Origin of the sequence: Fluviicoccus sp., from assembly GCF_030646115.1 — a bacterium.
In the GTDB taxonomy this organism is placed as follows: domain Bacteria; phylum Pseudomonadota; class Gammaproteobacteria; order Pseudomonadales; family Moraxellaceae; genus Fluviicoccus.
The window spans coordinates 125,526-144,476 of record NZ_JAUSMX010000009.1 but is presented as its reverse complement, the minus strand read 5'-3'; the positions used below and the strand labels follow the sequence as shown (position 1 = coordinate 144,476).

Annotated in this window: 16 protein-coding genes; 10 read left to right on the top strand and 6 right to left on the bottom strand. The window is 60.2% G+C overall.

Annotated features, from left to right (window positions below; genetic code table 11):
• Positions 1–10 precede the first annotated feature (10 nt).
• Together Q7T36_RS06420 and Q7T36_RS06415 are read right to left on the bottom strand one after the other, a co-directional pair.
• Positions 11–1,195 carry an efflux RND transporter periplasmic adaptor subunit gene (locus tag Q7T36_RS06420; RefSeq protein ID WP_304845362.1) on the bottom strand — a complete coding sequence of 395 codons (1,185 nt, stop codon included), beginning with the start codon at positions 1,193–1,195 and terminating at the stop codon, positions 11–13.
• A 317-nt stretch (positions 1,196–1,512) separates the two neighbouring features.
• A complete protein-coding gene (locus Q7T36_RS06415; protein ID WP_304845359.1) occupies positions 1,513–1,812 on the bottom strand; it encodes a hypothetical protein in 300 nt (99 codons plus the stop codon).
• A gap of 445 nt (positions 1,813–2,257) precedes the next feature.
• Between Q7T36_RS06415 and Q7T36_RS06410 the strand changes: the two genes are divergently transcribed.
• On the top strand, positions 2,258–3,985 hold the full coding sequence (locus Q7T36_RS06410; protein ID WP_304845356.1) for a DEAD/DEAH box helicase: 1,728 nt from the start codon (positions 2,258–2,260) through the stop codon (positions 3,983–3,985).
• A gap of 18 nt (positions 3,986–4,003) precedes the next feature.
• On the opposite strand, the gene Q7T36_RS06405 is transcribed toward Q7T36_RS06410, so the two are convergent.
• Together Q7T36_RS06405 and Q7T36_RS06400 are read right to left on the bottom strand one after the other, a co-directional pair.
• Complete coding sequence (locus Q7T36_RS06405; protein WP_304845352.1) at positions 4,004–4,585, bottom strand: chalcone isomerase family protein; 582 nt, start codon at positions 4,583–4,585, stop codon at positions 4,004–4,006.
• Between the two features lie 17 nt (positions 4,586–4,602).
• Positions 4,603–5,610, bottom strand: coding sequence for an AraC family transcriptional regulator (locus Q7T36_RS06400; protein ID WP_304845349.1), 1,008 nt, complete (start codon positions 5,608–5,610; stop codon positions 4,603–4,605).
• Positions 5,611–5,862: 252 nt separating this feature from the next.
• Between Q7T36_RS06400 and Q7T36_RS06395 the strand changes: the two genes are divergently transcribed.
• The 3 genes from Q7T36_RS06395 to Q7T36_RS06385 all read left to right on the top strand — a co-directional run bounded on the left by Q7T36_RS06395 (position 5,863) and on the right by Q7T36_RS06385 (position 9,633).
• Positions 5,863–6,348 carry a universal stress protein gene (locus Q7T36_RS06395; RefSeq protein ID WP_304845346.1) on the top strand — a complete coding sequence of 162 codons (486 nt, stop codon included), beginning with the start codon at positions 5,863–5,865 and terminating at the stop codon, positions 6,346–6,348.
• Positions 6,349–6,455: 107 nt separating this feature from the next.
• Positions 6,456–8,651 (top strand): PhoX family phosphatase, encoded by a 2,196-nt coding sequence (locus tag Q7T36_RS06390; RefSeq protein ID WP_304845344.1) that lies wholly within the window; start codon positions 6,456–6,458, stop codon positions 8,649–8,651.
• A 217-nt stretch (positions 8,652–8,868) separates the two neighbouring features.
• The gene (locus Q7T36_RS06385; protein ID WP_304845341.1) at positions 8,869–9,633 is read left to right on the top strand and encodes a hypothetical protein; all 765 of its coding nucleotides are present in this window, start codon (positions 8,869–8,871) and stop codon (positions 9,631–9,633) included.
• Positions 9,634–9,695: 62 nt separating this feature from the next.
• On the opposite strand, the gene Q7T36_RS06380 is transcribed toward Q7T36_RS06385, so the two are convergent.
• On the bottom strand, positions 9,696–11,231 hold the full coding sequence (locus Q7T36_RS06380; protein ID WP_304845338.1) for an NAD(P)/FAD-dependent oxidoreductase: 1,536 nt from the start codon (positions 11,229–11,231) through the stop codon (positions 9,696–9,698).
• Between the two features lie 120 nt (positions 11,232–11,351).
• Between Q7T36_RS06380 and Q7T36_RS06375 the strand changes: the two genes are divergently transcribed.
• Together Q7T36_RS06375 and Q7T36_RS06370 are read left to right on the top strand one after the other, a co-directional pair.
• The gene (locus tag Q7T36_RS06375; RefSeq protein ID WP_304845335.1) at positions 11,352–12,374 is read left to right on the top strand and encodes an AraC family transcriptional regulator; all 1,023 of its coding nucleotides are present in this window, start codon (positions 11,352–11,354) and stop codon (positions 12,372–12,374) included.
• Positions 12,375–12,419: 45 nt separating this feature from the next.
• Positions 12,420–13,175, top strand: coding sequence for an SDR family NAD(P)-dependent oxidoreductase (locus Q7T36_RS06370; RefSeq protein ID WP_304845331.1), 756 nt, complete (start codon positions 12,420–12,422; stop codon positions 13,173–13,175).
• Here the strand turns inward: Q7T36_RS06370 and Q7T36_RS06365 are convergent, their stop codons facing one another.
• Positions 13,176–13,769: a TetR/AcrR family transcriptional regulator gene (locus tag Q7T36_RS06365; RefSeq protein ID WP_304845328.1), complete on the bottom strand. Its 594-nt coding sequence runs from the start codon at positions 13,767–13,769 to the stop codon at positions 13,176–13,178.
• Positions 13,770–13,853: 84 nt separating this feature from the next.
• On the opposite strand from Q7T36_RS06365, the gene Q7T36_RS06360 reads away from it, so the two are divergent.
• From Q7T36_RS06360 to argS, 4 genes are all read left to right on the top strand, one after another.
• Positions 13,854–15,095: an oxygenase MpaB family protein gene (locus tag Q7T36_RS06360; protein ID WP_304845325.1), complete on the top strand. Its 1,242-nt coding sequence runs from the start codon at positions 13,854–13,856 to the stop codon at positions 15,093–15,095.
• Between the two features lie 54 nt (positions 15,096–15,149).
• On the top strand, positions 15,150–16,418 hold the full coding sequence (locus tag Q7T36_RS06355) for a TIGR03862 family flavoprotein (protein WP_304845322.1): 1,269 nt from the start codon (positions 15,150–15,152) through the stop codon (positions 16,416–16,418).
• A gap of 53 nt (positions 16,419–16,471) precedes the next feature.
• Positions 16,472–17,062: a GbsR/MarR family transcriptional regulator gene (locus Q7T36_RS06350; RefSeq protein WP_304845318.1), complete on the top strand. Its 591-nt coding sequence runs from the start codon at positions 16,472–16,474 to the stop codon at positions 17,060–17,062.
• A gap of 97 nt (positions 17,063–17,159) precedes the next feature.
• Positions 17,160–18,941 (top strand): arginine--tRNA ligase, encoded by a 1,782-nt coding sequence (gene argS / locus Q7T36_RS06345; protein ID WP_304845315.1) that lies wholly within the window; start codon positions 17,160–17,162, stop codon positions 18,939–18,941.
• Positions 18,942–18,951: the final 10 nt, after the last annotated feature.

Genomic DNA, 18,951 nt, shown 5'->3' with positions numbered 1-18,951 from the left:
GGCGGCTCCCTTAATGCGCGGCGGCAGGTTGGCCCGCCGCTGTGGCAGGTGCCGCACCCAAGGGACCGGGAATCACCGGCGCACCGGGGAAGAAAATGCGGGCCGTGCCATCGACAACAACATCGTCACCCGGCTTAAGCCCCTCACGAATGACCCAGCCGTTGCTGTCCAGTCCGGACAGACGCACCCACTCGCCCACCTTGACCGGGCGGGGAAGCGCCACGAAACCGCCCTTGTCACCCGGCGACACCACGTAGACAAACTTGCCCTGTGCACCATCGAGCACGGCGCGTTGAGGCACGGCAATCGCCTGCGGACGCAGGGCGCCGGTCAGGCGCACCCGGACAAACTGGCCCGGCGCCAACTCGTGGTAACCGTTGGCGACATTGGCGCGCATGCCGAAACTGCCGGTGCCGGCATCAGTGCGGTAATCCTGGAAGTCAATACGGCCGGTGCTTTTCAGCGGCGAGCCGTCCGAGGAGAGCAAGGCCACTTGATAGCTGCCTGTCGGCAGACGCAACTTGCCCTCGGCCAATTCACGTTTCAGGCGCAGGTATTCCGCCTCACCGACGCCGAAGTTGACATAAACCGGATCCACTTGGGCAATGGTGGTCAACAGACTGTCCTCCCCGGAACCGGCAAGGGAGCCCTCCACCTTCAGCGCCCGACCCGTCACACCGCTGATTGGAGCGCGAATATCGGTATACCCCAGATTGATCCGGGTTTCGGCAATGCGGGCTTCGGCAGCCTTGACATCGGCGCGGGCAATATCAAGGGCGGACAGGGCATTGTCGAGATCACGCTGGGAAGCGGACTGGCTCTCCACCAGCGGTTTGAGACGGGCGGCATCGCGTTCGGCCTGCTTTACCCGCGCCGTGGTCTGGGCCAGTGCCGCCTCGGCCACCGCCAGTTGCGCCTTGTAGGGCGCGTTATCCAGCCGGTACAACGGCTGCCCGGCCTTTACCGGCTGACCCTCGGCAAACAATCGCTGCTCGACGATGCCGTTGACCCGGGCGCGCACTTCCACTTCCCGCGAACCGGCGACCTGCCCGACATATTCATAGTCAACCGCGACATCGGCAGGGGCTGCTTTCAGAACACCTACAGCGGCGGGCGGCATACCGCCGGCGGGGCCGCCGGCGGGCTTGCTGCAGGACGACAGCAGGGCAATGGCCGTGACGACCAGTCCCGGCATAAGTAAGTGTCTGTGGGAAAAGGGCTGTGTCATGAGGTGGCTCCCGGGGTCGTGCCCCATGCAGACGACATCACCGCGACAATCTTGGATAGCTGACGCAGGTGAGTCTTGGCGAGAATAATTCTCAATACTAGCGGCTTCAAAGTGTTATGACTAGTACACTCTTAACCACTTGCTTGTTCTCGTTTGGGAAACACCTGCAGTATATATGGCGGCATACATTTCTGATGTTCTCCGTCGATTCAACCACCCACTCATAGTTCATAGCCGTCTGCATGAAGCGTGAGCCTGTCAAAAGCGACTGCACAAACCTTAATTTAATTTGATTTGGTCGGCATGGGAGCTTCCTTCCTGATCACCTGGACGGAACGCCCCCGGGCGGCTTCGGCATTGAAAAACAGCCGCTCAAAGGCATTCAGCCGCTTCTCCACGCAATTGGCGGACTCCGTAATCAAACGCTTCATATCCGCTTCCGACAAGGTTCCGGGATGAGCGCCCCGCCACTCCGCCGCACAGGACTCATATTTTTTCATGATGAAAAAGCCGGCAGACAACTGGACGGCAAACAATCCCAGTCCGGTAAACAGCACGATCAGGGCGATTTTGGTGAAATTCAAGAAATACTCCGGCAGGTACGTTCAGGGGGGCGGGGATTCATCCCGGCGACGATGACGGCGGGTGTTGATGATCACCAGCAGGGCAACGGGCCCCAACAGCAATAGGACTGCCGCAAATTCTATCATAAAACCCTCTCTCGACCGGCTGACTGAGTGCTTTATCGGCGAACACCGCCGACATAGTCAAAAAAAATCCCTCTGCTGTCATTCTTCTGTTATGATTCGCCCCGCGTTAACTAACGCCTAAAGCCTCGCCTCCGATCATATCCGGGTTTATGCAGACACAATCCTGCAACTCCTTCTTCCCGGTTACCTCCAGAGACCCCAGTGCCAGCATCGACTGCCGCCGTGGTCAGGTCCGATTGGCGCCGATGCCGCATTGTTGCCGTGCCCTAGCGCCGGCTTGACGCCCATTCTCGGGCTCTCTCTGAAAAAGTGAATATTAATGACCACTGCCGATCAAACCGGTGCAGAACTGTCTGTGCCTGCTGTTGATGTTTCCGCATTTCTGGCCCTTGGCCTGAACGAAGCATTGTGCCGCGCCATGGCCGACCTGAACATCCATACCCCGACGCCCGTGCAGGCCCAAGCCATTCCGGCCGCCCTGCAAGGCCGTGACCTGCTGGTCTCCAGCCAGACCGGTTCTGGCAAGACAGCCGCCTTCATGCTGCCCGCCCTGCAAAAGATTCTGGAAATGCCAGCCCCTGAGCGCGCCACCGGCCGTCCCGAGCGCACCAACGGCCGCCGTCCGCGTCCGGAACCGGCACGCCCCAAGCTGGTGGTGCTGACCCCGACCCGCGAACTGGCGCAACAGGTGACCACGGCCACCACCGCCTTCACCAAATACCTGCGCCGCATCGTCTGCACCAGCATCGTGGGCGGTATGCCCTACCCGCGTCAACTGGACATGCTGGCCAAGATGCCGGACATTTTGGTGGCAACCCCGGGCCGTCTGCTGGACCATATCGGCTCCGGCCGCATTGACCTCAGCCAGCTGGCGATGCTGGTGTTCGACGAAGCCGACCGCATGCTGGACATGGGTTTCTCCGAAGACATCGACGCCATCATGGACCAGACGCCGGAAACCCGCCAGACGCTGATGTTCTCCGCCACCATGGTCGGCCGTATCGCCGAACTGGCCTCCGAACTGCTGAAGGATCCGGTGCGCATCTGCATCGAACAACAGCAACTGGAATATGACCGCATTGAACAGCGCCTGCACTTTGTGGATGACGCCCAACACAAGGCCAAGCTGCTGGCGCATGTGCTGGGTCATGAAAGCATGCAACAGGCCATCGTCTTCACGGGCACCAAGCTGGAAGCCGATGAACTGGCCGACGACCTGGTGGAACTGGGCTACGCCGCCAGCGCCCTGCACGGCGACATGAAGCAATCGCACCGCAACCGCACGCTGCAAAGCCTGCGTCGCGGCGAAATCAAGATTCTGGTCGCCACCGACGTCGCCGCGCGCGGCATTGACGTGCCGAACATCAGCCACGTGGTGAACTACGCACTGCCGCGCCACAGCGAAGACTATATCCACCGTATCGGCCGTACCGGTCGCGCCGGCCGTTCCGGCATTGCCGTGAACCTGGTGCACCATGGCGACCGCTACAAGTGGACCAAGATTGAACGCATGCTGCCAGCCCGCGTGGACGCCAGCGAAGTGGAAGGTCTTGAACCGCAACGCGCTCCGAAGCCGCGCACCGGCCGTCCCGGTGACGGTTATCGCAGCGGTAGCGGCAGCGGCCGTGATTTCAACAGCAAGGATCGCTGGAGCCGTGACCGCAAGGAAGGCCAGGCTGCCCGCACACCGTCTGACCGCAGCGGCCCGCGCAGCGATGACCGCAGCCCCCGCTTCAATGACACCGGCTTCCGCAAGGAAGGCGGCTATCGCAGCGAAGGCAGCAGCTATCGCGGCAGCGCCCCTGCCGCCGCCGGTGACCGCCCGTTTGCCGACCGCGCCCCGCGTGATGACCGTGGCGGCTATGCCCCGCGTCGTGATGACAGCTTCGGCAATCGTCCGGACAGCCGCCGCGAAGGTTCCGGCTATGCCGGCGCCGGACGCAGCGACAGCCGTCGCGATGGCGGCGGCTACAGCAGCGCCCCACGCAGCGACGCACCGCGCAACGGTGACCGTCCCCGTCGTCAAGGTGAATGGGAACGCCGCTAAGGCGATCCCGGTTTGACCTCAGGACCTGCCCATCAGGGCGTCCTTGAGGTCTGACTGCACCGGCTTGGGCCCCAGCCAGATACTGAGCAGGGCCCGAGCCAACTCCTCCCCTTCAATCGTATCCCGCACATCCCCTCCTATCCGCACGATGGTTCCTTGTCCGGGGACAAAATCGAACTGGATGACATCCCCTTCATTGACGCCGCCAATGGACGTCATCGCCTGCTGCAAACGCCCCAGCTGCGGTTTCAGCCGCTTCAACTCTGCAGCAGACACATTATCTTCCAAGCCCTTCATCATCGCTTCATGGATGGCTGACGCCTGCATGCTGCGCAGCATATGCAACTCAATGCGGCGGGTTTTCCGGGAAGCAATGACGCCTTCCGGGGAGGAAATGCGTTCGGAGAGATAGAGGGCGCACACATAAACCCTGACGAAGAACTTGCTGCGCAGGCCCGCCCCGCTCAGAAACATGGGCTGATTATTCACGCGCACGTTGTCCGCCAAACGGACGCCTTCCACCTGCGCCGCTACTGCCGGGGACGCCGCCAGCACCATTGCCAGAACAATACCGGCCCGAGTCCAGGTACATCGCGGCATGATTGACTCCTAATCGGTTACCAGGGGGTAGCCCCCATCGCAGCGTTCTTCTCACGCCAGACTTTGGGCGTGATGCCGGTCCAGCGCTTGAAGGCATGATTGAAGGCGCTCTGTTCAGCATAGCCCAATAGCAGCGCCACTTCACTGAGCGGCGTGGAAACCTTGCTGAGATAACGCTTGGCCAGTTGCAGGCGGGCATCATCCAGCAGAATCTGGAACTTCAGGCCACGCTCGTCCAGACGGCGCTGCAGGGTGCGCGGCGAGCAGCACATGCGCATGGCGACAATATCCAGATTGGGCGTGGCGGCGTGAATGGCCGCGTGAATGGACTGGCGCAAGGCAGTGATGAATTCGTCATTGGCGGGCAGTTGCTGCAGCAGGTTTTCCGCCTGACGGTCCAGAATGTCGCGAAGCACCGGGTCGGGCTTGTTCAGCGGACGGGTCAGCCAGATGGCCGGGAAGGCCAGCGTGGTATAGGCTGCCTCAAAATGCACCGGACTGGCGAAAAACTCTTCATAGGGACGCAGATCAGCGGGCTTCTCATTGATGAAGCTCATGTACACCGGGTTGAAATCGTCGCCGATCACCTGCCGCAGGTAACTGACTAGCACCGCCTGGGCGGTCTGATCGGCCAGTTGCCCGGTGGCGCCCAGCTCCGCCCCCCACTGCAACAGCACCAGTTCGCCTTCAAATGAGACATGCAGGTCGTTGACGGCATGCACCAAGTCCTCAAAACGCTGCAATCGCAGCAGGGCTTCGCCCAAGGTGTTGCAGGAATAGGTGACGTATCCCAGCACGCCCAAATGCCGGGCCGTGATGCGCTTGCCAACCTTCAGCCCGAACACCGGGTCCTTGGTCAGTTGGTAGACGCGCTCCAGCATGGCCCGCCAGTCATCGAACGGAATGCGGACGCGTTCGTCCAGTTCCGGGCACGGGCGTTGCAGGACTTTTTCAGCCTCCATGCCCTGCTCGTCCAGCCATTCGAACAACAAGCGCACATACGTTCCGGAAATATGGCCCTGCATGGTTTCTTCTCTCTCTGGATTCTTGGTCTTGTTGTTGCGGGGGAATCTCAAATGACACGGGACCAATGGCCTGGTGCTTATTTTTTTACGGGGATTCCCAATACCCGCATCATAGTACCAAGAGCCGCAGGGTCAACAGTCTTTCCTGTCACGGTTGCAGATATTGGGCTTTCCAGGATCATACCTGCACTGGACAAATGTGTTTGGCTGGGTGACTCTAAGGCTTAAAGCCACTGCGAGGGAGTGATTGTCGTGAAAATTCTGGTTGCCGTTGACCTGCATGATACAAGTGACGCTATTCTGAACCATGCTGGCATGCTGGCCAAGGCGTTGAACGCCCGGCTGATCCTGCTGCATGTCACCGACATCCGTCCGGAGCTGACGGGATACGACATCGTCAGCGACGAGTCCTTTGGCAACTTCCCCGATCCGCAACTGATCCGCGACAGCATTGCCGACCGCTTTCGGGAAGAACACCTGAAAATTCAGACGCTTAGTGAGCCCTTACGTGAACAGGGCATCGACTGCACCGCACAGTTGATGCACGGCATGGCCAACCATGCCCAGTGCATCCTCGATCAGGCTGCCAAACATGAAGCGTCCATGATTGTCATCGGCACACACCGCAAGGGTGTGGTGGCGCGGCTGCTGCTGGGCAGCACCAGCGCCGGGGTCTTGCAGCAAGCCACAATGCCGGTGGTGCTGGTGCCGGTCATTGAGTCAACGGCTGCTGCCTGAGCCGGACGCCGTCACAAAAGTTTCATCCCTTTTTAAGCAGGATGTCATTAGCTGGGGCGAGGATGCGTGGACATTTCGTTGTCCACCACTCAACCGGGTAAATGACCATGCAAGACCGCAACCGCACCACGTCTGCCGATTTTGTCGAAAATGACAATAACCCTTCGAACAACCCTCACCTCAGTGATCTGCTTCAGGTTCGCCTCAGCCGCCGCACAACGGTGATGGGCGGTCTGTCGGCCACGGCGGCCGCCATGTTTGCCTCTGTCCCGCTGGTCGGATGCGGCAGTGACAGCAAGGACAGCTCCACCGCCACGCCGGCGCTGCCGAAACTGGGCTTCACACCGGTCGCCCGCAGCCTGGCCGACACCGTCATGCTGCCCACCGGTTACAGCCTGAGCGTGCTATACGCGTTGGGCGACCCGCTGGCGGCCGGCGTGGCCGACTGGGCCGACAACGGCTCCGAAACCGGTGCATCCTATGAAAAGCGTTCCGGCGACCATCATGACGCCATGGCTTACTACGGCCTGGGCGACGACGGCAAGTGGGCTTCTACGCGCTCGGACCGGGGCGTGCTGTGCATCAACCACGAAAACATCACCCAGAGCATGCTGCATGCAGGCGCAATCTCCGTAGCGCCGCGCCTGGAAGATGAAGCACTGAAGGAAATCAATGCGCATGGCGTTGCCATTCTGGAAATCAAGAAAAACGCTGGCAAGTTTGAAGTGGTGCGCACCGGGGCTGTAAACCGCCGCATTACGCCCAACACGCCCATGGAACTCACCGGACCGGTGCGCGGCTCACGCTTTACGGTCACCGCCTATGACGCCAAGGGCGTTAAGTCCATGGGCACCATCAACAACTGCGGACATGGAGAAACCCCTTGGGGCACCTACCTCTCCGGCGAAGAAAACTGGGCGTTTTACTACCAGCGTCTGGCTGGTGACAACGCCAAGCGACCCGCTCCGGATGTCGCCCTGTTGAACCGTTACGGCATTACCGAAGGCACCGCCGGATCCTACGCCTGGGCCTCCGTGGTCGCCGCCGACCCCGCTTCCAACGTCTTCAAGCGCTGGAACGCCAGTGTTACCGGCGCTTCCATGACCGGCAGCGATGACTTCCGCCATGACGCCAACACCTTCGGCTGGGTGGTGGAAATTGATCCGTTCAACGCCGCCTCCACCCCGAAAAAGCGCACCGCACTGGGCCGCATGGCGCACGAAGGCGCATGGTTCGGCCCGGTGTCCGTCGGCAAGCCGATCATCGTTTACACCGGCGATGACAGCCGCAACGAATACATCTACAAGTTCGTCTCCGAGGCCTTGTGGGACGCCGCCGATGCCGCCAAGGGCACGGCGGCCGGTGACAAGTACCTGGACAAGGGCACGCTGTACGTTGGCAAGTTCAAGGCTGACGGCACCGGCGAATGGGTGGCCTTGGTGCATGGCCAGAATGGCCTGACCGATGACAACGCCACCTTCCCGTTCACCTCGCAAGCCGCCGTGCTGGTAGCCGCACGCCTGGCCGGTGATGCCGTGGGCGCCACCAAGATGGACCGTCCGGAATGGTGTACGGTCAACCCGCTGACTGGCGAGGTCTATTTCACGCTGACCAACAACTCCCGCCGTGTGGCTGCATCGCCGTCATCAAGCAGCCCCATGGTGGATGCCGCCAACCCGCGTTACTACGAGGATGTCAACGGCGCCGCCACCAGCAAGGGCAACGTCAACGGCCACATTATCCGCTGGCGCGAAGATGGTGCCAACAAGTTCAGCTGGGACATCTACCTGTTCGGCGCACAAGCTGACGCCAACCTTAGCAACGTCAATGTTTCAGGCCTTTCCGCCAACAACGATTTCTCCAGCCCGGACGGCATCTACGCCGACCCGCGCGGCGTGTTGTGGATCCAGACCGACGACGGCGCATACAGCGATGTCACCAACTGCATGATGCTGGCGGCGGTGCCGGGCATGGTGGGTGACGGCGGCAAGAAGACCATCCAGAACACCGCGGCCGGTGGTGCAGTAGTTCCGGTGGATACCTTTGTCGGCAAGAACCCCGGCGATGAAAACCTGCGTCGTTTCCTGGTGGGTCCGAAGGAATGCGAAATTACCGGCCTGACCATGACGCCGGATGGCAAGACGATGTTCGTCAACATCCAGCATCCGGGTGAAAACAGCAAGATCGGTGACCTGCGCAGTCACTGGCCGGACAGCCAGACCAATGCGGGCAGCAGCAAGCGGCCCCGCTCGGCCACCATTGTGATTACCCGCAATGACGGAGGGGTAATCGGGCTGGTTTGATCGTTCAGCCTTGTAATCAGCCCCGCAATTGCGGGGCTTTTTTCTTCCGGCAAAGAAACAATGCCAACCATATCGCACTTCACGACATATTCACAGAATGGTCATTTTAGGCCACACAGATCGGTAACATCGGCTCGCTAATTTGGCCCTCAACAGCCGACGGCTTCTTCGGGAACGAAGCCCCCGTGGCTATCCACGACGCGAATGAGGGCAACACATGAAATACCTGCTGCTGATCACTGGTTTGTTGTTAAGCGGCCTGCTCCATGCCGCAACCAACCCGATAGCCACCCGCTTTGGCGTCCTGGATATCAAGGAAAGCAAAGGACCGCAATACTCCATCATTTATCAGGGCAAGACCTTGCTCACTGTCGAAGCCCTATCAATCCGGCAGGAAGCCACGTTCCGCTTTCCACAAAAGGACATCGTACTACTCCGCTTCAGTCAGGGGAGCAACAGCCATGAAGATATTCTGGCCTTCGCCAGCCTTAATCAGAGCCACGAGGCGAATGTCTCAGAACCAATGCCATTCCCGGCCAACGTGCAGACGGATCTGAAACAGCGCGATGAAACCGTCGTGCTGGATCTTGGCGTTGAGCGATATACGCGGACCTATGCCGTGTATGACGGGAAGATGCTGAAGCTGGATAAGAAAGGGGTCAGCCATAAGGAAAAGCGGGCCGAGCCCCTTGCCGAAACGGATTGCAGCAAGCTCTACAACTCACTATACCTGCGCTCCTTCAGCATGGAGCAATGCGGTGAAGTCGGCAGGATGATTCAAAGTGCCTTTGTCGAAAACGTGGCCTATGGCGCCATGCTTAAGCGTACCCAAGCTCTTAGCCCGGACAAACTTTCCGGTGCCGCCACCCACACCTGCGAGAGCCGAAGCGTAATTCCCTACAATGACTTCAAGGCGGGTATCTGCGGCTACAGCACCATGGAACACCCCACCCCGGACAAGAACTACGCTACTTCAAAATAAAAAAAGCCCCCGGCTCTTAACCGGGGGCAACTTGCCTCACAAGGTACAACCCACTTGCCGGATCAAGCTTCCGCCTTCTCCTTGGCCACCGCTTTTAGCGTCGGCCTCTTGCATTTGGTGAACAGGTAATCCTCTTCCTTCACCTTCCGGGTTTCCAGCCAGTATTTCCAGGTGGACCACGGCCAGATGGTGAAGTTCTTGCCGTCTTCCTGCTGATACCAGCTGACGCAACCGGTGCTCCACACCGTACCCTTGATGTTTTCCTGCACATCTTCATTGAAGCTACGCTGAGCCGATGCCTTCACATCCATGTAATCCACGCCCTTTTCCTTCATCAGACGCATGCATTCCTGAATGTAGTGCACCTGCGACTCAATCATGAAAATAATGGAGTTATGCCCCAGCGCCGAGTTTGGCCCCACCAACTGGAACAGGTTCGGGAAGCCGGTGGTGGTCATGCCGTAATAGCTTTCCGCGCCGTCCTTCCAGTCCTTGTTCAGATCATGGCCGGGCATGCCGGTGCAGGGGAAATCCTTCATGTAGATACGCGGATCGACAATGAAGCCGGTGCCGAGGATGATGCAATCCACCGGACGCTCCACCCCGTCGCGGGTCACGATGGTGTTCTCGCGCACTTCCTGGATACCGTCAGTGACCAGCTCCACGTTCTTGCGGTTGAACATGGGGTAATACTTGTTGGAAATCAGCACGCGCTTGCAGCCGAAGGTGTAATCCGGCGTCAACTTCGCGGCCAGCGCCTTGTCCTTGACCTGGAAGCGGATAAAGAGCTTCACCAACTGCGACACGGCGCGGGCGTTTTGCGGGCGGAATGCGGGCCACACGCGGGACTCGTTGCTCCAGTACAGACGGGCGCGGTGCAGCTTGCGGATGATCGGGAACTTCTCGAAAATCGCCTTTTCAAAGCCGAAATAGGTGCGTTCGTCACGCGGAATCACCCAGGCCGGGGTGCGCTGGAACACATAGAGTTGCTTGACCTGCGGCGCTATCTCCGGGCAATACTGGATGGCGCTGCCGCCGGTGCCGATCGATACCACATTCTTGCCAGTCAGGTCATAGCTGTGATCCCACTGCGCGGAGTGGAACACCTTGCCTTTGAACTTTTCCATGCCCTTGATCTTGGGCACCTGCGGCACATGCAGCGGGCCGGACGCCAGCACCACATGACGGGCCTGCACGGTTACACCCTTGTTGGTGTTGACGGTCCAGATGCCGGTTTCGTGGTCAAAATGTGCGCCGTTGACTTCGGTGTCGAACTGGGTAAACGCGACCAGACCATACTTTTCCTTGGTCTTGACAATGTAATCCTGAATTTCATACCAAGGGGCATAACGCTTCGTCCAGTCGGCCTTGCCTTCAAAGGAAAAGGAATAAAGGTGGGACTGCACGTCGCAAGCCGCGCCGGGATAGCTGTTATCGCGCCAGGTACCGCCCACCTCACTGCCCTTTTCCACGATCAGGAAGTTGCGGTTGCCGGCTTCCAGCAACTTGATGGCCATGCACATGCCGCCAAAGCCTGCGCCGACAATGGCAACGTCCAGCACAGCAGATTGGGCGGGAATGGGGGGACGACTGGTCATAGGAGGCACCTCGGGGTGGATTTCGTTATTGGTACGGACGTACAGATACTAAAACCACACCGATTCCGCGGATATGCTAGTCTTCATCCATAAATTGATAGTTTCGGCCAGAGGTCTGGAATGAGCACACGCTCGGTCTTGGGATTCGTTTATACCTTGCAGGGGCTGAAAGCCTTGGGCGTCAAGGTTGCGCCGGTTTTGGCGCGTTACAGTATCGACCTGGACCGCTTGTCGCCGGATGCGGAAATTGACCGATCGCTGGAATTGCGCATCTTCAACGACATTGTGCCCGCCCTGCCCGACGCCGCAACCGGCATCAAGATCGGCAGCACCATGAGCCTGGCCGGCTATGGTCCCTTCATCATGTTGCTGATGACCTGCCAGAACGCCTGGGAAGCCTTTCGCGCCGGGGTGCATTACCAGCAGCTGACCTATATCTTCGGCGAGTTTGCACTGGAACCGGGAGAGCGTGAAACCGCGTTGTGCATCCGCAACATTCCGCTACCCGCCGGCTGCCGCCGCTTTCTGGTGGACCGGGACATGTCCGGCACCTATCAGTTGACGCGGGATATACAGGCGCATATCGGCATTGATATCAAGCCGGTGGCGGTGCATGTGCCTTACCCCAAGCCCAAGGACTTCCGGCTGTATGAAGAACGCTATGGCTGCCCGGTGACCTTTGATACGCCGGAAGCACGCTTTGTGGTGCGGACGGAGGATCTGGCGCGGCGTTTTCCGGCGGCGAACCCGACGGCCTATAGCCTGTACCGGCAACAGTGCGATTTGTTGCTGGCGAAGCGGGAGGCACAGCTGACGGGATTGGGCCATCAAGTGGCGGATTATCTGGATTTGTTTGTGGAGGTGTTTCCCTCCGGCGCGGAAGTGGCGTCGGCGTTCGGCTTGTCGGAGCGAAGTTTCCGGCGGCGGCTAAGCGAGGAGGAAACGTCGTTCCGCAAGGTGCTGGATCAGGTGCGTTTCCGCAAGGCGCGGCAGTTGCTGGCGGAGACGGCGCAGTCCATGGAATCTATAGCGCGGCAGTTGGGGTATGCGGAGTCGGCGGCGTTTATCCATGCGTTTCAGCGGTGGGCGGGCACGAGTCCGGCGGTTTTCAGGGCGGAGGGAAAGAAGGGAATGTCCGATTGATGTCCCACATTTGACCCAGTCCCACCCCCTCCGAAGAGCGCTAGCATGATGAACCCTGACCCGAGCTTCACCATGACAGCCCCCATCCTGATTTACGGCGCCACCGGCGGCATCGGCTCCACCCTCGCCCGCCGCCTGCATGCCGCCGGGCGCCCGCTGCATCTGGTTGCCCGCGATCCCGTCAAACTGAGCGCGCTGGCCAATGAGCTTCAAGCGCCGTTCACCGTGGCGGATGTCCTCGACCCGGACAGTTTCCGCACCGTGCAGGACGCGGCAGGCCCGACCTTGTCCGGACTGGTCTACGCCATCGGCAGCATCACCCTCAAACCCCTGTCACGCCTAACCCCCGACGATTTCCTGCACGACTACCGGCTGAACGCCCTTGGTGCTGCCCAAGCCGTGCAAGCCGCCCTGCCCGCGCTGAAAAAGATGGAAGGAACCGCCTCAGTGGTGCTGTTTTCCAGTATCGCCGCCACTCAGGGCTTTGCTTTCCACGCATCCATCGGCATGGCCAAAGCCGCAGTCAACGGGCTGGTGCTGTCGCTGGCGGCGGAACTTGCACCGAAAGTACGGGTGAATGCTGTCGCGCCCTCGCTGACCAAAACCGGGCTCGCCTCCGGCATCCTCGCCAACGAGAAAACCGAGCAGGCTATTGCGGAAATGCATCCGCTGCCGAGACTGGGAGAGGCCGGGGATACTGCCGCCATGGCCGCCTTCCTGTTATCGCCGGAATCGGGATGGATTACCGGTCAGGTCTTTGCCGTCGATGGCGGGCGTTCCACCTTGCGGGTCAAGGGCTGATTACGCCCCTTCAAGATAGCCCGCAATCATGTCCGTCAGCCCCTGGATCACCTCTTCCTCATTCAGGAAGGGGTTGTCCTGGCTCAGCAGGCGCACGGTGGTGAACAGCGTACTGTTGATGATAATGAACAAGCGCACCTGCAAATTATGGATCGGGTGCTCGCGATAATGCTTCAGAAAATAGAACCGGGCCATTTCCATGAAATGCTGCTGAAATGTGTCCGCCACATCCTGCGTCGGCAGCCGGTGCCAGTTCCGCACCAGTTCCAGATATAGACCTTCATTACTGTGCAACAAGGCAAAGCCCAGCCGGATGGTGTTGCCGACCAGATCGCGCACGGTGGCATTCTGCTCAATCGGCACCAATTTCAGCGCCTGCGTAACATCGCCCAGCAGCTTCTGGATCAGCGCCTTGATCAAGGCTTCCTTGCTGTCAAAATACTGGTATAACGAACCCACGCTCACCCCCGCCAGTTCGGCAATCAACGGCGTGGTGGTGCCATCCAGCCCGTGCCGGGAAATACAGCGCGAGGTGGCCTCGATCAAGGTGGACACCATCTGCCGGGAACGTTCCTGCTGTGGTTGCTTGCGCATGGCCTTACTCTTCATCAATGCGAATTGAACGCGAATATACTTTCACATTAAGGTCAGCACAAGCCACCTTGCTTGAGAAATGTCATGTCCGCCGCCGAAAACGCTGTCCGCCCCGCCCCGCGCCGGGTTCGTCCCTTTGAAAAAACCCGCACCAAGACCCCGTTGTGGCAGCGACTGTGGCTGAAACGCGACATTTCCCCCACCCGCCCTGAATACGACGCCATGGTCAACGAACTGTGGAACGGCGATGCCCGCATGGACGAGCTGCTGGAATGGATGTACAGCTACGGTCACCGTGAGTCGCGCCTGTTGTTCAACAAGGCCATGGAGTCCGGCATTGATTCGGTCCCGGATGCCCCGGAGCCGCTGAAAGCATTCTTCCGGTATGTGGAAAAACGCCCGGCCTGGGTGGATCAGGAATTGCTGGATGAAGGCGTGCGCTTCATGCACCGCACTGCGCTTGCCGCGCCCTATGTCTTGCGTGATCTGGGTTTGATGGGCGGCTACATGCTGTCCGGCTTCAACCAGACGTTGGTGCTGACCGGCGCACTGAACCGGGGTGCCTCCGCCCGTATTGCCGAAACCGGCAAATGGTGGATCGACTGTACGGAAATCAACGGCATGCGCCGTGGCGGTCCGGGCTACAAGTCCACGCTGCATGTGCGTCTGGTGCATGCGCTGGTGCGCCGCAACCTGCAGCAACGCCCGGACTGGGACAGCACTGAATGGGGTATCCCGGTCAGTCAGGTGGACATGATCGCCACCTACCTCGCCTTCTGCGTGGTGACGTTGGGCGGATTGCGGCTATTGGGCATTCCGGTCACGCCCCGTGAATCCAAGGCGATGATGCACTTCTGGAATTACACCTGCTGGCTGATGGGCGTGGACGAAAAATGGCTGTGTTTCACTGAAGGTGAGGGCGTGGTCCGCCTGTACCACACCCTGATGACCCAGAGCCGCACCAACGACACCAGTCGTGAACTGGCAGCGGCACTGGCCCGCGAGCCGCTGGATCGCCATTTCGACAATCTGGAATCGCTGCGCCGGCAACTGGCCTACCACCAGCACCTCAGTGTCAGCCGCTATTTCCTGGGCAAGGACAAAATGGCGATGCTGGGTCTGCCCACCAACGAGCTGCCTTGGTTCCCGCTGCTGACGATGATGCCCCGCTTTGCCGGATATGCCGGACAACGACTGCTGCCTGTCTTGCGCAAAGGCCAGGAAGCGCGCGGCCGCAAGGCGCAAGTGGATGCCCTGGCCAGCATGTTCGGTGAGCGCGAGCAAAGCATCATCAAACCGGGGGAGAATCATCCGGCCCATACCTGATCCGGCAAACCGGCTATAATCGCGGGCCGTTTCCCCACGTACCGGCCCGCTGTCATGCCCCATTGCTCCCTCCCTCCAGCATCCGTCGCCATCATAGGCGGCGGCCCGGCCGGGCTGATGGCCGCCGAAGTGCTGTTAGAAGCGGGTGTCGCTGTCACCCTGTACGATTCCCGCCCCTCGCTGGGCCGAAAATTCCTGATGGCGGGCAAAAGCGGCCTCAACCTTACGCATGCTGAACCGCTGGACAGCTTCCTGACCCGTTATGGCGAGGCGCAAGTCCACCTGCAAGCCATGATTTGCGACTTCCCTCCCGAGGCCTTGCGCGCCTGGGCGCTGGGACTGGGCATCCCCACCTTCACCGGCAGCTCCGGCCGGGTTTTCCCGGAAGGCATGAAGGCCGCCCCCCTGCTGCGAGCCTGGCTGCACCGCTTGCGGGAGTTGGGACTGGATATCCGGGTACGCCATCGCTGGATCGGCTGGACCCCGGACGGCGCTCTCCGTTTTGAAACCCCCGTCGGTGAAAGCACGGCCAAACCCAGCGCCTGCCTGCTGGCGCTGGGTGGCGGCAGCTGGGCGCGGCTGGGGTCGGACGGCGCCTGGCTGCCTTGGCTGGCCGACAAAGGGGTGGGCGTTGCTCCGCTGAAACCGGCCAATTGCGGCTTCGATGTCACTTGGTCGGCCCTGTTTGCTGAACGGTTCGCGGGCCATCCGGTCAAAACGGTGGAAATTGCCTGCCCGGATAACCGTGGCGGCCGACAGTGCAAACGCGGCGATCTGATGATTACCCGCTCCGGACTGGAAGGCGGCCTGGTCTACGCCTTGTCGGCTCCGTTGCGCGACACCTTGCTGGCCACCGGCCAAGCAACCTTGTACATCGACCTGATGCCGGGACGAGATGTCTCCAAAATCCGGGATGAACTGGAAAAGCCGCGTAACGGCAAGTCGCTGTCAGCCATCCTGCGCAACCGCCTGGGCCTGCCGGACGTCAAGTCCGCCTTGCTCCGCGAAGTGTTAACACCGGAAACACTAGCCAGTCCGGCGCAACTGGCCGCCGCCATCAAGCAGCTACCGCTGCGTCTGACGGCCACCCGCCCCATGGATGAGGCCATCAGCACCGCCGGGGGAGTCCGCTTCGACAGCCTCAACGACCAACTGATGCTTAACGCGCTGCCCGGTGTCTTTTGCGCTGGAGAAATGCTGGACTGGGAAGCCCCCACCGGCGGCTATCTGCTCACCGCCTGCTTTGCCTCGGGACGCCGCGCAGCTAGGGGCACCCTTCGATTCCTATCGACAAACCCTGAATCTGTCAACTCTTCAACTTGAGAAGTTCCCCATAATTTACTAGACTTTCCAGCAATTACTGGAAATATTAAATCATGCATACCCACTCCCCGCTGGCCGCCGGTTTCATTCTCCATTTTGGCGAAATGGGCAGTCGCTGGGGGGTCAACCGCACGGTCGGGCAGATCTACGCCTTGCTCTTCATCTCCAACCGCCCCATGCATGCTGACGAAATTGCCGAGACGCTGGCCATGTCGCGCTCCAATGTCGGGCTGGGTTTGAAGGAGCTCCAGTCCTGGAAGCTGACCCGGCTGCAACACCTGCCCGGCGACCGTCGCGACTACTACTCCGCTCCGCAGGATGTCTGGGAAATCTTCCGCATCCTGGTTGAGGAACGCCGCCAGCGGGAGGTGGAGCCCACCCTGACCCTGCTCCGCGACTCCCTGCAACAGGAAGTCACCGGCGATGTGGATCTGGTCGCCCAGAAGCGCATGCATGAAATGTACGCCATGATGCAATTGCTGATGGACTGGCTGACCGACATCCAGAAGCTGTCGCCCTCCACGCTGAAACGGCTGTTGCGGCTGGGCGGCAAGGTGGCCAAGTTGCTGGACTTTGTGGACCGCATGGGCGATTCCCGCAAGGAGACACCGGCCACCGATCCGGGCTCCCAAACCCGCGACTGAGGCCATATACCCCCGCTTCCACACCATTTACCGGATGAGAAGCAGCGATTTTTCCGATAGAATCGCTGGCTGTTTTCTCCGGACCTTCCCCGCTGCCATGAAAAGCCAACTGCAACACCTTCTCGACCTCGCCCTGCAGCAACTCCAAGACCAACAGGTGGTTCCCGCCGACTGGGTCAACAAGAGCACGCTGGAACGAACCCGGGATCGTTCTCATGGCGACTGGGCCTGCAATCTGGCCATGGTGGCGTCCAAGGTGGCGGGCATGAAGCCGCGCGACCTCGCCGAAAAGGTCGTGGCGGCCATCCCCGCCAACGAACTGATTGTCAGGACCGATATCGCCGGCCCCGGATTCATTAACTTTTTCCTGCAGGAACAGGCTGAATTCGCCGTGCTAGGCGACATCCTGAACAAGAAAGAAGCCTTTGGCCGCAGCTATGTCGGTCAGGGCCAGAAAATCCAGGTCGAGTTCGTTTCCGCCAATCCGACGTCCTCGCTGCACGTCGGCCACGGCCGCGGCGCGGCCTACGGCATGACCGTAGCGACCCTGCTGGAAGCTGCCGGTTTCCAGGTTCAACGCGAATACTACGTCAACGACGCCGGCCGCCAGATGGCGATCCTCGCCACCAGTACTTTCCTGCGTTACATCGAGTTGTGCGGCGAGAACTTCACGTTCCCGTCCAACGGCTATCGCGGCGACTACATGCGCGACATTGCCCGGACAGTGGTCGATGCCCATGGCAACGCCTGGGTCAAACCCGCCGCTGACGTCTTCGCCAATGTGCCGAAAGATGAAGTGAAGAACGAAGCCGGTGAAGTCATTGACGGCGACAAGGAAGCCCATATCGACGGCCTGATCGACAACGCCCGCGCCCTGCTCGGCCCGGAAGGTTACGACGTATTCTTCCGGGCTGCGCTGGACAGCATCCTCGGCGACATCAAGGACGACCTGGAAGGTTTCGGCGTCACCTATGACGAATGGTTCAGCGAAAAATCGCTGGCCGACAGCGGCGCCATCGACCGCGTCGTCAGGACCCTGCAGGCCAACGGCACCATTTACGAAAAAGGCGGCGCGCTGTGGTTCAAATCCACCGACTACGGTGATGAAAAGGACCGCGTCGTGGTGCGTGAAAACGGTCAGGCCACGTATTTCGCTTCTGACATCGCCTACCACCTCAACAAGTTTGAGCGCGGCTTCGACAAGGTGCTGAACATCTGGGGCGCCGACCACCACGGCTACATTCCGCGCGTCAAGGCCGCCATCACCGCCATGGGCCTGGATGCGGGCAAGCTGGACGTGCAACTGGTGCAGTTCGTCACCCTGTGGCGCGGCGGTGAGCAGGTGCAGATGTCATCCCGTTCCGGCCAGTTCATCACCCTGCGTGAACTGCGCGAGGAAGTGGGCCAGGACGCCGCCCGCTTCTACTACATCACCCGCAAGAGCGAACAGCACATCGACTTCGACCTCGATCTGGCCAAGTCACAAAGCAAGGACAATCCGGTGTACTACATCCAGTATGCCCATGCCCGTATCTGCCGCGTCTTCGACAAGCTGGCGGAGCGCGGCCACAGCTATACCCTGGAAGACGGCTTGCAAGCCCTGTCCAGCCTGAAGGAAGACGTGGAACGCGAACTGGTGAAGAAACTGGCGGCTTATCCTGAAGTGGTGCAGGCGGCAGCGCTGTCCTACGAACCGCATCATGTCAGTAATTACCTTAAGGAACTGGCCGCCCAGTTCCACGGCTGGTACAACGATCACATCGTGCTCAATGACGATACCAATATCCGTAACGCCCGCTTATTATTGAGTCAGGCGGTAAAGCAGGTATTGGCCAACGGACTGGGACTGCTGGGCGTCGCCGCCCCAGTGCAAATGTAACCCGAGGCAG